The sequence below is a fragment of the Methylocystis sp. JR02 genome (genome assembly GCF_030063565.1).
Classification (GTDB): Bacteria; Pseudomonadota; Alphaproteobacteria; order Rhizobiales; family Beijerinckiaceae; genus Methylocystis; species Methylocystis iwaonis.
In genome coordinates this window covers 528,922-541,329 of record NZ_JASIRC010000001.1, presented here as the reverse complement: position 1 = coordinate 541,329, position 12,408 = coordinate 528,922, and the positions used below count along the sequence as shown (strand labels likewise).

10 protein-coding genes are annotated in these 12,408 nt (G+C 63.6%); 3 read left to right on the top strand and 7 right to left on the bottom strand.

Going from position 1 to position 12,408, the window contains the following annotated elements:
* Positions 1-174 precede the first annotated feature (174 nt).
* Entirely contained in the window at positions 175-837 is a 663-nt protein-coding gene (locus QNA11_RS02420; protein WP_283481833.1) for a transglutaminase-like domain-containing protein, read from the top strand.
* On the opposite strand, the gene QNA11_RS02415 is transcribed toward QNA11_RS02420, so the two are convergent.
* Together QNA11_RS02415 and QNA11_RS02410 are read right to left on the bottom strand one after the other, a co-directional pair.
* Positions 801-2,138 carry a PAS domain S-box protein gene (locus QNA11_RS02415; protein ID WP_283481832.1) on the bottom strand — a complete coding sequence of 446 codons (1,338 nt, stop codon included), beginning with the start codon at positions 2,136-2,138 and terminating at the stop codon, positions 801-803. The genes QNA11_RS02420 and QNA11_RS02415 overlap by 37 nt on opposite strands.
* A 107-nt stretch (positions 2,139-2,245) precedes the next feature.
* Positions 2,246-3,481, bottom strand: coding sequence for a M48 family metallopeptidase (locus QNA11_RS02410; RefSeq protein ID WP_202073513.1), 1,236 nt, complete (start codon positions 3,479-3,481; stop codon positions 2,246-2,248).
* A 297-nt stretch (positions 3,482-3,778) separates the two neighbouring features.
* Between QNA11_RS02410 and QNA11_RS02405 the strand changes: the two genes are divergently transcribed.
* Positions 3,779-4,798 (top strand): linear amide C-N hydrolase, encoded by a 1,020-nt coding sequence (locus tag QNA11_RS02405; RefSeq protein ID WP_283481831.1) that lies wholly within the window; start codon positions 3,779-3,781, stop codon positions 4,796-4,798.
* Positions 4,799-4,894: 96 nt separating this feature from the next.
* Here the strand turns inward: QNA11_RS02405 and QNA11_RS02400 are convergent, their stop codons facing one another.
* Positions 4,895-5,758, bottom strand: coding sequence for a hypothetical protein (locus QNA11_RS02400; RefSeq protein WP_283481830.1), 864 nt, complete (start codon positions 5,756-5,758; stop codon positions 4,895-4,897).
* Positions 5,759-5,832: 74 nt separating this feature from the next.
* A complete protein-coding gene (locus QNA11_RS02395; protein WP_283481829.1) occupies positions 5,833-6,888 on the bottom strand; it encodes a polysaccharide deacetylase family protein in 1,056 nt (351 codons plus the stop codon).
* A gap of 114 nt (positions 6,889-7,002) precedes the next feature.
* Here QNA11_RS02395 and QNA11_RS02390 point away from each other — a divergent pair, with 114 nt between their 5' ends.
* Positions 7,003-8,193 (top strand): GNAT family N-acetyltransferase, encoded by a 1,191-nt coding sequence (locus QNA11_RS02390; protein ID WP_283481828.1) that lies wholly within the window; start codon positions 7,003-7,005, stop codon positions 8,191-8,193.
* A gap of 352 nt (positions 8,194-8,545) precedes the next feature.
* Here the strand turns inward: QNA11_RS02390 and QNA11_RS02385 are convergent, their stop codons facing one another.
* The 3 genes from QNA11_RS02385 to QNA11_RS02375 all read right to left on the bottom strand — a co-directional run bounded on the left by QNA11_RS02385 (position 8,546) and on the right by QNA11_RS02375 (position 12,296).
* A complete protein-coding gene (locus QNA11_RS02385; RefSeq protein WP_283481827.1) occupies positions 8,546-9,355 on the bottom strand; it encodes a class I SAM-dependent methyltransferase in 810 nt (269 codons plus the stop codon).
* A gap of 1 nt (position 9,356) precedes the next feature.
* A complete protein-coding gene (locus QNA11_RS02380) occupies positions 9,357-10,109 on the bottom strand; it encodes a class I SAM-dependent methyltransferase (RefSeq protein WP_283481826.1) in 753 nt (250 codons plus the stop codon).
* A 105-nt stretch (positions 10,110-10,214) separates the two neighbouring features.
* Positions 10,215-12,296 carry a GumC family protein gene (locus QNA11_RS02375; protein ID WP_283481825.1) on the bottom strand — a complete coding sequence of 694 codons (2,082 nt, stop codon included), beginning with the start codon at positions 12,294-12,296 and terminating at the stop codon, positions 10,215-10,217.
* Positions 12,297-12,408 lie beyond the last annotated feature (112 nt).

The window sequence follows — 12,408 nt, the reverse complement described above, 5'->3', positions numbered from 1 at the left end:
GGGGGATGGGCAGGAGTTGCACAAGCGGCGGGCGGGGAGTTGAATAGCTCGCATTGGGGCGTGTGTCATTCCCGGCGGGCTGAAAGCCCGACCGGGAATCCAGAGCCAAATTAGCCCTGGTTGCTCTGGATTCCCGATCGCTCGCTTTGCGAGCGTCGGGAATGACACTGGACCATGATAGATCTTCCCGAGATCGACCCTGAAAACGAGCTTCATCCTTTGAAAGACAAATTCCTCGACGCTAGCAAATATATCGACTTCAACCATCCTGCCGTCGCCGAAGCCGCGGCCCGCATTGCGCAGGGTGCACAAAGCGAGACGGACATCGTCCACAACGCCTTCACATTCGTTCGCGACAAAATCCATCATAGCTGGGACTGCCGACGCAGCGGCAGGCCAACATGCAAAGCGTCGGAGGTTCTTCAGGAAGGCACGGGATGGTGTTACGCCAAAAGCCATCTCCTGGCCGCGCTGCTGCGCGCCAACCACATCCTCGCTGGCCTCTGCTATCAACGCCTCATCCTCGACGAGGCGGCGGCGACTTACTGCCTTCACGGCTTGAACGCGGTCTATCTCGAAGAGCATGGTTGGCTGCGTCTCGACGCGCGGGGGAACAAGCCCGGCGTAGACGCGCGCTTCGATCCGCCGGGGGAGTTCCTGGCCTTCTCTCTCTCACATCCGGGAGAGTTCGAACTGCCGGAAATCTGGCCCGAGCCGCTTTACGAGATCAGACGGACGCTCGAAGATTGCGAGAGCGACGAAGCCGTTTTCCTCAACCTACCCGACGTAACGCCCTTGCCTCACCTTATGGCCTCCAACGGCAGCCGCAGCCGATAGGTCGTCCCCTTCTCCCCGAAATCCAACTCCGCCTCGCCGCCGAATTGTCTGGGCGTCTCCAGCAGGATGAAAGAGCCGAACCCCTTGCGCGTCGTGGCGACGGCGGGCGGGCCGCCGCTTTCCGACCATTGGAAAACAAAAAACGACTGGCCGTCGATGGTCTCGATTTCTTTCTCGATTGCGACCGCGCCGCGCGGCGAGGACAGCGCGCCGTGCTTCACCGCATTGGTGACGAGCTCGTGAACGATGAAGGAAATCGCTTGAGCAGCGCGCGCATTGACGGCGATGTCGACGCCCTTTGACGTGACCTGATCCTTGAAGCTGCCGACGCCGATGTCGATCAGCTTGTTCAACGGAATATTCTTGAACATGGATTCGGAGAGCACCGCATGCGCGTCCGCCAGGAGCTGGACGCGCTGCGTCAAAATCTGCGCCGCCTCGACGACATTTCGTCCCCTCGTCAGCGTGCGACGGATGGTGGCGAGAATGACCGCAAAAATATTGCCGACCCGATGCTCCAATTCGCGCGCCAGGATCGCCTGCCGCTCCTCGTGCTGCTTACGCTCGGTAATGTCCGTCACGGTCGCGAGCACCGCCCTTTGGCCGTCCCATTCGATGGGATTGAGCCCAATTTCCAGGGGAAACTCGCTGCCGTCCTTGCGCCGCCCGCTCAGGTCGCGCCCCGCTCCCATGGCGCGCGTTTCTGGCGCCTGCTGGAATTTCTCACGCAAGCCGACATGGACGCGGGCAACTTGGGCGGGGACGAGAATTTCCACGCCTTTGCCCAACAGCTCGGCGCGCTCATAGCCGAAGAGCCCCTCCGCGCTGTGGTTCAGCCCGATGATTTTCCCGCCGGCGTCCACGATGACAATGCCATTGGGCGCCGACTCGATGAGGGAATGCTGATTATGCGCCTGGGCGGCGATACGATCGATCGTCTGCTCGAAGAAAGAGACGACGGCGGCGACGGCGACGCTGGCGAAGGCGAAAGCAAAGAGCGCAGCCGCCGTCGGCGGCTCGAACGCCCCGGCGAAGGAGCTGCTCTGGACAAGAAGCCCAATCGCGACCATCGAGGCCGCCATCGCAAAAAACCCGACCCAGAATCCGCCGGCGACCGCAGCGATCAACACCGCCGGCAGAAACGTAATGAAGTGAACGCCTGCCCCAAGCGCGCCAGCGGCAGACCAGCGAATCCAGGCGGCTACCATGACCGCCGCCAGCGCGACTCCGTAAGCGGCCCAAGGGTTTCGCCGCCTTGCCATCGGCGACAGCCGCGCGCCCAGCGCCGTCTCGATGCTCATCTCTCTCGCCTCCGATGAGGCGAACAGATAGTGGCCAAGCCTGCCGAGGCGAGAGCGCGCATCGAATTGTCACGCCTGCCGCCGCAGGCCCCGGCTCGCAGGCTTTTTCAGCCCGCCGAGCGAAGCTGCGCCACGCGCACCGGCACGGGCGGATGCGAGAAGTAGAACGTCGCATAGAGCGGGTCGGGCGTCAGCGTCGACAGATTATCGCGCGTCAGACGCGTCAAGGCCGAGATCATCGGCTCCTTGCCGACGATCTGGCGGGCGAAATCATCGGCCTCGAACTCATTCTTACGCGAGCGCCAGGCGAGCAAGGGACGCAGCAGATGCGAGAGCGGCTCCTTGGCGAGCAGCAGCGCAATGAGCACGACCCCGGGATCATTGGGCAGGCCGAACCAGCCCGCGAAGGTCTGATTGCCGAATGCCCAATAGAGCGCGGCAAAGCCGATGAAGGCGATGATCGCCGCCTGCAGGATCATCCCGCGCACATGGCCGAATTTGAAATGGCCGAGCTCATGCGCAAGGATCGACTCGATCTCGTCGACGGAGTGTTTCTCCAACAGCGTATCGAAGAAGACGATGCGCTTGGCTTTGCCGAAGCCCGTGAAATAAGCGTTGCCATGCGCCGAGCGCTTGGAGGCGTCCATCACATAAAGGCCGTTGGATTCGAAGCCGCATTTGGCGAGCAGCGCCTCCATGCGGGCCTTCAACGTCCCCTCCTCCATCGGCGTGAATTTGTTGAAGAGCGGCGCGATGAAGGTCGGATAGATCACGGTCATGGCGACGGTGAGCGACATGAAGGCGACATAGGCGACAAGCCACCAGGTGTCGGGCAAGGCGCCGAGCAGCCAGAACATGCCGTAAAGCAGCGGCGTCCCGATCGCGGCGCCGAGCAAGGCCGCCTTTGCTTCGTCGAGAATGAAGGTCTTCAGCGTCAGGCGATTGAAGCCGAACCGCTCCTCCAGCCAAAAGGCGTTGGTGAGCGAAAACGGCAGCTCCAGAAGATGCCCGAACGCCGCGACCGCGAGCACGAAGACGACGCTGCGCGTCAGGCCCGGCGCGAGAAACTGCGACACGAGCGCATAGAGCGGCGCCATCCAGAGAGCGAGCCACAGGATGGAGACCGCGGCGTCGTAGAGCGTCTCGCCCATCGCGAAACGGGTGCGGGCGATGGTGTAGTCGGCGGCGCGGCGATGTTCGTCGAGCGGGACGTCACGGGCGAAATCGGCAGGCACGGCCTCGCGGTTTGCCGCGACATTGTCGGTCTGCCGCTTACGCAGATAGACGCCCAACGCCGCCGATAGCGCGATGGCCAAACAAATTACAACGCCCATGGCGCTCATTCTGTCCACTCCGGGTTTTTGTGATTTACGTCAAAAATAAGCGTTTCGCGCCAGCTTTGCCAGAGCGGAGTTGCTTACGGCATAGCCTATGTCTGACCGCCTCAGCCTGAACAATGCTTTGCCTTTGTTCACTGAACGGTGATTCAGAAAAAATTGAAGCTTCTTCGCAACTATTGAGCTGGAAACGCCGATAAATGCGCCTGGACGTCGGCCCGACCTCCACGGCGTGGAACGGCTCCAAAGATAGTGTCGCGGGCGTTTTCTTCGTCTCGTCACGCACAAAGGAGGCCGATACTCATGCCGTCCAGAGCAATCGTTGTCGCCGCGGTCCTCGCCACAAGCCTGCTGACGTCGAGCGCTTTCGCCTGTTCCCGAATTTTATGGAACACGGATCAGGCCAATGTCGTCGCGCGGACAATGGACCTTTACATGAGCGACAAAGCGCGGATCGCCGTTTTCCCTCGCGGCGCATCGCATGGCGGACCGGCCGGCATGCCGAACATGCTGTCGTGGAAATCCAAATATGCCAGCGTAGGCGCCACGGCGTTGGGCATCGCCGTGAGCGACGGCCTGAATGAAAAGGGTTTGAGCGCGAATCTGTTGTATTTGCACGATACGAAATATGAAAAGCGCGACAGCCGGGCCGGAGTGACCAATGCCGCCTGGGCGCAATATATTCTCGACAATTTCGCCTCTGTCGAGGAGGCCGTCGAGGCGATGAAGCAGCTTCAGATCGTCTCGCTCGTCGCCGAAGGACGGGAGTGGCCCTTGCACCTGTCAATCGCCGACGCCAAGGGCGACTCCGCCATATTCGAGTTTGTGAATGGGAAATTGACCGTCAATCGCGGGCCGGAAACTCTGGTTATGACCAACGAGCCCGCGTTCTCCGTCCAGCGGAAAAACCTGCTGCGATACAAGTTGTTCGGCGGGAAGCTACCCATGCCGGGGGACATCGACCCGAAGAGCCGCTTTGTCCGCGCCTCGAGCTATCTCAAGACGCTCCCCAAGCCCGCGTCGCTGCGTGAAGCCGTGGCAGGCGCCTACAGCGTCATCCGAAATGTCGCGGTGCCCTTCGGCGCGCATGACACGTCGGGCGGCGACTCTTCGGATACATGGCCGACGCTTTGGGCCTCGCTCGCCGACCTCTCGAATAAGGTCTACTTCTTCCAGTCGACAAAGAGCGCGAACCTGTTCTGGGTCGATCTCGGCAAGTTGAACGTCGCTGACGGGGCGCGGATCTTGGATGTCGACGCCTATGACGTCAATTTGAGCGGGGAAATTTCCGACAAGCTGAAGCCGTCCCAGTTGAAGATGTAGGCGCGCAACCTCGCGCCGGGCGGATCGCGAGCCTTCAGGTTCGCACTTCCTTAAAGCGCGCCCGAAGGCGCGCGGTCCGTGGCCCCCGGCGCGCCGTCAACGCCCGAGCAGCACGTCCCTGGCGGCGTTGAGCGCCGAGGCGCGCTCCACCGAGCCGCCGTGATCCGGGTGGGCGCGTTTCATTTGCGCGCGATAGGCGCGCTCGATTTCGCGTTTGGAGGCGTTGGAGCCGACGCCGAGAATAAGGCGGGCCTTGGCCTCCGCATTCGAGGGGGCGCTCGGCGGCGACGGCGCCTCGCGCGCGCCGAAGTTGGTCTCGGTCTCCGGCCCGCCCGCGCTGTCGCGGCGCCGGCTATGCGCCGACGGGTCCGGCTTGGACGACGGCGCGCGCCGAGCCGCCTCATGCGCTTCGACAAGGCCGAAGTCTTCCAGAGCCTCTCGCAGCCGGTAACCGAGGTCATGGCCAAGCAAAAGGAAGAACGCGACGAGCATGGCCACGGCGCCGCTGCGCTCGAGAAGCACGATGACGGGCGATAGCTGAGCGCTCCGCCCATTCGCTGCAAGAGACGTGAGCAGATAATCGAGCTTTTGCGCGGAGACTTCGGGAAAGATCCACGTCGCCAAAGCGAGACCGACAACGGTCGAGGCCCAAAAGGCGTTGGACCAGCCGCGCGGCCGGGGATTGGCGTAACCGCGTCGGCAGCCATAGACGAAGGACATCAGCATGGCGAAAAGGCCGCCGAAGGTCTGAAGCCCGGCGAGCGTCGCCAAAGCGCGCCGCTCCGCCGCATTCGCGGCCGCCATCAGCGGAAAATAGCCCTGCTCGGCATAACGCCGCAGCGCTTCCTCATTCGCCGGCAGCGTCGCCATCTCGCCCGGCTGGCTGGTATAGAGCGCAAGGACGCCGAGCAGCGTCAGGCAAACCACCGCCAGCGCCACAGTCAGCGCCGGCGCCAGCATGCCGCGGCTCTCGCCCTTCTCGATCTCCCGCCAGGGCGCGTTGAACGGGTCGAAGCTGATGGCCCCCTCCCTCGCTATGCCGTGACGCGCCGGCCGCGGTTCATCACCGCGAAAGGCGCGCCGCTCAGCAATATGTCGAGCGCAGCGAGGCTTTGATGCTTGCCGTTGACCGAGAGACGCGGCAGCGCGTGCAAATAGTCGCGATGCTCGGGAAAGATCATTCCCGGCCGCGTGGTGACGGCGCTGTCGAAGCCAAGCTCCGCTGCAAGCGCGAATTCGCGCGCGCCGGCCGAAGTGGGATCGCCGACCGGGTAGCAGAAATGCTTGGGCGCAATGCCCGTATGGTGCGCGATGGCGTCACGGCTTTCCGCCATCTCGCGCCGCGCATCGGCGGCGTCGAGCTTGGCGAGACGCGCATGCGTGACCGAATGCGCCCCGATCGTCGCAAGCTCGTGACGCGCCAGCGCTGCGATACCCGACCAATCGAGACAGGTTTCAGCGGTGAGGGCATGGGAGTCGAGGCCCGCCGCCGCCGCGAGCCGAGCAACGACGTCGAGGAGCTGCGCCTCGCCGCCGTCGCGGATCGCCCAATAAATATCGCCGAAAGCGTCGCGCTTTTCCTGCGCCGTCGCGCAGTTGCGCGCGATCCGCCGACCCTCGACGACAGTATCGACGCGCGACTGCCGGCGCAGGGCCTCTTCCATCTCGAGCCACCAGAGCCGCGCCGTTTGATCGGCGAAACCCGACGTCACATAAGCGGTGAAGGGCGCGCGATGACGCTCCAGCACCGGCAAAGCGTGCTCGACGAGATCGCGATAGCCGTCGTCGAAAGTGAGAACGACAAAGGGATGCTTTGGAGCCGCGTGCGCGCGCAGCACGTCGAGAGCGGCGTCAAGCGAAAGAATATCATAGCCCCGCGCGGCGAGATGGGTCAGCGTGGCGTCGAGGAATTGCGGCGTGATCTCGAGGCCGGCGTTGGGCGCGAAAGCCTCTCCCCGCTCGGGCCGCACGCGATGAAACATCAGTATCGCGCCGAGGCCGCTGGTGAAGGGGGCGGCGAGCCGATGCGCGCCGCTGGCCTTGAAAAGCTGCATCCCGGCTTCGATCGCAAGCTCGCGCCAGCTCGCCATGAATCCCTCAACCCACATAAGAAAGCCTTCATAGCTTTAGGGCCAAGGTTCTAACGATCTATTATGCGCCTTGCGGCGATTATGGCGCTGGCGAACCTTTCGGCTGCGAGTTTCATGAGACGCATCGTTACGGGGTTGGAGACCATTCGATCAGCGCGCGAAAATCGGCGCGTAAGCGCCGCCGGCTCCATGAGCATCGACGTCTTCGTCACTTTCGAGGACGCACGCGGGGATTGGGCCGAGCTTGCCGAAAAAGCGGTCGTCAGCCCCTATCAATGCTATCGCTTCCTCTCCGCCTGGCACGAGACAATGGGCCGGGCGGATGGCGCGCGCCCGTTGCTCATCGTCGCGCGCAACGCGGCCGGGCGCCCGCTCGCGCTGCTGCCTTTGTGCATCGAGCGCCATGCGGGGCTCGACATCGCTCTTTTCCTCGGCGGGCGCGAAAGCAATTTCAATCTGCCGCTGTTGGACCCAGCCGCCGGCTTCACCGAGGCGGACCTGCGCGGATTGCTTCTCGACTCCGCACAGCGGGCCCCAATTCGGCCGGATCTGATCTATCTGCGCAATCAACCGCGACGCTTCGAGGGGCTGGATAATCCGCTCGCCTTTCAGATGGCCAGGGACAGCGCCAGCTTCGCCTATGGCGCCGCGCTTCCGACGACAGTCGACGAACTGGCGGCGCGCCTTTCGAAAGATACGCGCAAGAAACTACGAAAGAAGGAAGCCCGTCTCGCGGAGCGCGGCGCTCTTTGCTACGAGCATGGCGCGACGGGGCAACGCGCCGAGAAAGTCATCGACGCGCTGATCGCGCAAAAATCCGCGCGCTTTTCCGATATTGGCGCGGAAGGCGCTCTCGATATGGCGCGCGTGCGCGCGCTGCTCGATCGCCTGTCCTCCGGCGGCGGCGAAGGCGCCATCGAGCTGCATGCGTTGAACGTCGGCGAGCGCATTGTCGCGACCTATGCCGGCCTCGTGCGCCGCGGCCGTTTCTCCGCCATGCTCAATTCTTTCGACATGGACGACGACATTGCGCGCTCATCGCCCGGGGAGCTGCTGTTGCATGCGCTGATGCGCAATCTCGTCGCGCGCGGCATGACGCATTTCGATCTCGGCGCGGGCGAGGCGCGCTACAAGAACGCTGTTTGCACCGAAACGATCGCGCTTTGCGACGAGGTCATTTCGCTGACGACGAAAGGCGCCCTCGCGGGGCCGCTGTTCTCGGCGTTTCTCGGCCTCAAACGATACGTCAAACAGAACCCCGAGCTGACGCGCCTCTACCGCAGAGCGCGCAGCTTGCTGTCATAGTCCGTCATTGCGAGCGCAGCTAAGCAATCCAGGGCCGTGATGTGGCTCTGGATTGCTTCGTCGCTTGCGCTCCTCGCAATGACGGATGATACGAGATCCGCTTGATTGGTTCGGCGCCATTCCCGACGCTCGCGCCGTTTGGACACACAGGAATCACCGCCGTCATTGCGAGGAGGCGGAGCCGACGAAGCAAGCCAGGGCCGCGTCGCCGCCCTGGATTGCTTGGCTTCGCTCGCAATGACGGGCTCTGAGTAAACCAGCGCTTTTGTGACTCTGGATTCCCGGTCGGGCTTTCAGCCCGCCGGGAATGACACGCGACCGATGCGAGCAGTTCAAATGGAAATGGTATGACTTACCTGACAGCGACACTGTATAGCACGTTCGTCGTGATTGCCTCGCATCGCTCCAGAAGCGCCAGATTTCTCTCGCGCACCCGAGCCAATGTTGCGCCGTCGAGCTGCGTGAGCGTTCCGCGATAGCCGCTTCCCATGGCGATCAGCCACCAATCGTCGGGAGAGCGGATCGGACGGCTCCCCGCTTCCGCGACAATCTCCGCCTCGGCGATCCCGGCTTCAAAAAGCATCTCGCGCAGGCCTGCCGGCGTCGAAATCCGCTCCCACGGATTGAAGCCCCTCAGAAGATCGGGACGCTCGTCGCGGATCGCCTCCCAGAAGGCTGCGTTGGCGGGCTCGAATAGTTCCGGCCCCCAGGTGGTGATGGCCAGCCGTCCGTTTGGGCGCACCATGCGCCACAACTCTCTCGTGGCCGCGACCATGTCGGGAACGAAGAAAATCCCGAACACGCAGACGACGACGTCGAAGCTTGCATCCGGGTAGCCAAGCGACAGCATGTCCGCCGCCTCGAAGTCGATATTGCCGAGACCTCTCTCGCGCGCCTTTGTTTTCCCCAAGGCGACGAGCCGCTCGGCAAGATCGACCGCGACGACCTTGCCGTGCGGTCCAACGGCTTCAGCGGCGGGCAGCGCGGAGCCGCCGCTCCCGCAGCACACATCGAGGACAGTTTCGCCGGCCCGCAAGCCGAGACGCTCGACGGTGCGTCGCCCGAAGCGGTGCCAGAACGAGCTGACGGGGTGGTCGAAATAATCGGCCGCAGCATTATAGGCCGCAGCGGCTTTGGCTTTCGCCGCTTCCAACTCGGTCACGTCAATCGGTCCGCTCGCCCACCGATACGATCCGCACAGCGACCTGCTGGTGCGCAGGGACGTAGCCGATATATTCGTAGCGCACGCCCATCGCCTCGACGAACTCCATGAAGGCGAGATATTCATGTCGGCGCCAGCCGACATAGTTGAAGAATTCGTCGAAGACCAAAATGGTCCCGGCTACAATTCGCTCCTTGCAGCAATCGAAGACAGTCTTGCTCGACGAATAGAGATCGCAGTCGACGTGAATGAGCGACGCGGGCCCGTCACGCCGCTCGAGAAATTCCGGCAACGTCTTATCGAACCAACCGACGACCAATTCGACGTTGGGCGCGACGCTCGGAAGCCCTGCGCGAAAGGCCCCTTTGCCGACGTCGGGCCGCCAGTCTTCCGGCAACCCTTCGAAGCTGTCGAAACCGAATATCTGCTGCGATGTCTGAGCGGCAAGACGATTGATGGTCCGGCCGGAGAAGACTCCAAATTCGAGGATCAGGCCGTCGACTTCGCGGCGGCGCATCGCCTCGTCGAGCAAAGCGCCGGCATTGGGGAATTTCGCCGCCTCGGGAAGATGCTGGGAGACGAAGATGGCCGTGTCGACTCCCGCCGCGAGCGGCGCGACCGCGTCGAGATTGGCGCCGTCGCAAGGAAACAGGCCCATCCCGAATATGCGCTTGATCTCGGTTTCCACCAGCAGACGGAGCGTCTCGGCGACGTTGGGGGCAGTCGAATGATCGAGCGATTGAGCGTCTTGCACCAGCGTCCCCGCCAAAAATGATGCCGATGATCGCTCTTAGCCGCTCAGCCTTTCGGGAGACTGACCTGCCCGCCGCCACGCGCGCGCGTGAGCGCTCCCATAGTATCAGGCGGCGAGTTCATCGAGGCTCGCAGCGTCTTCGAGAAGATGCGCATCGGCGCCCTCTTCCGCGAGCGTGGCGCGCAGGGCTTCCGCAGTGGCGTCCCCGCCGAGCACGAAGGCGAGGTCGACATGCCAGGCGAGGTCGAGCGCTTGCGTCGCCGACGCCGCGAACACCACGAAGTCATAAGTGTGCGCGACCGCCGCGACAACGAGCGAAAGGTCGTCCCGCTCCGCGCCCTCCGCGACGCCGCCCGGCATCACATGGAGACGCGAGCCGATGTCGCGATGGATCGCCTCGGTGAAATCCGCCCCGCCCGTCAACAGATCCGACAGACCTTTGGGCGTGCGGCCCGGCGAATGCACGAGCGCGTCGAGGCTGCGGACGCCGGCGTCGGCCGCGACGAGCAGCGTGCGTCCGCGCCGCGCGAGGCTGCGACCCAAGGCAATCGCGGTCTCGATCGGCTTGCCGCCTGCCTCGCAGGGCGTCACCAGCACCTTCACGCAGGAGCTGACGGCGCGCGCGCTCTCGATCCGGCGCAAGGCGTCGGCGTCGCTTCTCCGCCAGCCTGTGTCGATTGTCTTGGCGGGCGCGGGTCCGCCGGCAGGAGCCGGGCCGGCCGGCGCCGGCGACGCCGGAGGCGGCGTTTCCGGCGCATCCCCTTCCACAAAATCTCGCGACGATGCGCGCGCGCGTCCGCTGAGCAATTCCCCGGCGACGACCGCGCCCGCGGAAAGAATGAAAGCGGCGAGCGTTGCGAAAGCTGTGATCGGAATTTTCTTCGGGAAGGAGGGAATCTGCGGCGCCAGCGCGCGCTGAATAATACGAGCGTCGGCCGGCGTCGCCTTCACGCGCTCGCGCGCCACCGCCTCTTGATATTTCGCCGTCTCGGCTTCGAGCTGATCTTTGAGGAGCCGCGCGCCCCGCTCGAGATCGCGCAGTTTCACTTCCTCCGAGCCGGCGGCGCCGGCGACGCGCTTTTGATCTTCGAGCGCGCGGGTGAGATTTTCGACGCGCGCCGAGGCGATGCGGGCGTCGTTTTCGAGCGTGTGCGCCGTGCGCTCTGCGGCGGCGCGCCATTGCATGTCGAGATCGGAGAGCTGCGCGTTCAGCTCCTTGATGCGCGGATGCTGTGGCAGCAGCGTGCGCGACTCCAGCGCAAGCTGTGCGCGCAAGGCGACCCGCTGCTCGAAGATACGGCGCATGACTTCATTATTGGCGACGTCCGGAATGTCGCCGATGCGGTTCTGACGCAGCATGTCGCGCAGAAGATTGGCCTTTGCCTGCGCATCCGCCTGCGCGCCACGCGCGATGGAAAGCTGATTGTTCAGCTCGCCGAGCTGCTGCGTCGAAATGACCGTATTGTTCGAGCCGACGAGAAGACCGGTTTTGGCGCGATAATCCTCGACTTTGGCTTCGGCCTCGGCGACGCGCGTATGGAGGTCGGAGACGAGCGTCGCGAGCGACTGCGCGGCCGAGCGCGCCAGATCGCGCTTCGCTTCCTGCTGCATTTCGATATAGGCGTCGGCGACGGCGTTGGCGCCGCGGGCGGCGAGGTCGGGGTCGCGAGACGAGAATTCGATGGAAAGAACGCGCGTCTTGGTCGGCGAGAGCACGGCGAGCTTTTCGCCGAATTTTTCCAAAATGCGGTCCTCTGGCGACATGCGCGTGGGATCGCGCACGATGCCGAGCAAAACCATCACGCGCGTGAGCGCCCCCACGCCATTGGCGAGCGGGTCGAACTCCTGATTTCCCTGCAGACCGAGCTGCTTGATCACGCGGCGCGCAAGGTCGCGCGAGGTGAGAAGCTGGATCTGGCTCTGCACATCTTCGGCGTCGGGCTCGGTGGCGGAGACGCGCTCGCCCTTGTCGACGCGCGTAAAAAAACTGTCCTGATTTTCAAGAAGGAGCTTGGCGTCCGACGTGTAGCGCGGCTTCACGAGATTGACGAAGGCGAACGCGCCGACGAACGCCACGAGCGTCGGGCCGATCACCCACCACCGTTTTCTGGCGAGCGCGCGGCCGATTCCGGACAGATCGATCTCGCCCGTCGTGGCCTCTGTTTCTGATGGAACGCCCGAACGCATGGCTTACTCCGAAGATGAAGCGTTGAGGTCATACGAAATTATGGTTGAGGCGGGGTTAAGCCGCGCCCGGCCGGCCAGGTCAAAGTTTGTTAACCATGAAGCAATAAAAGGA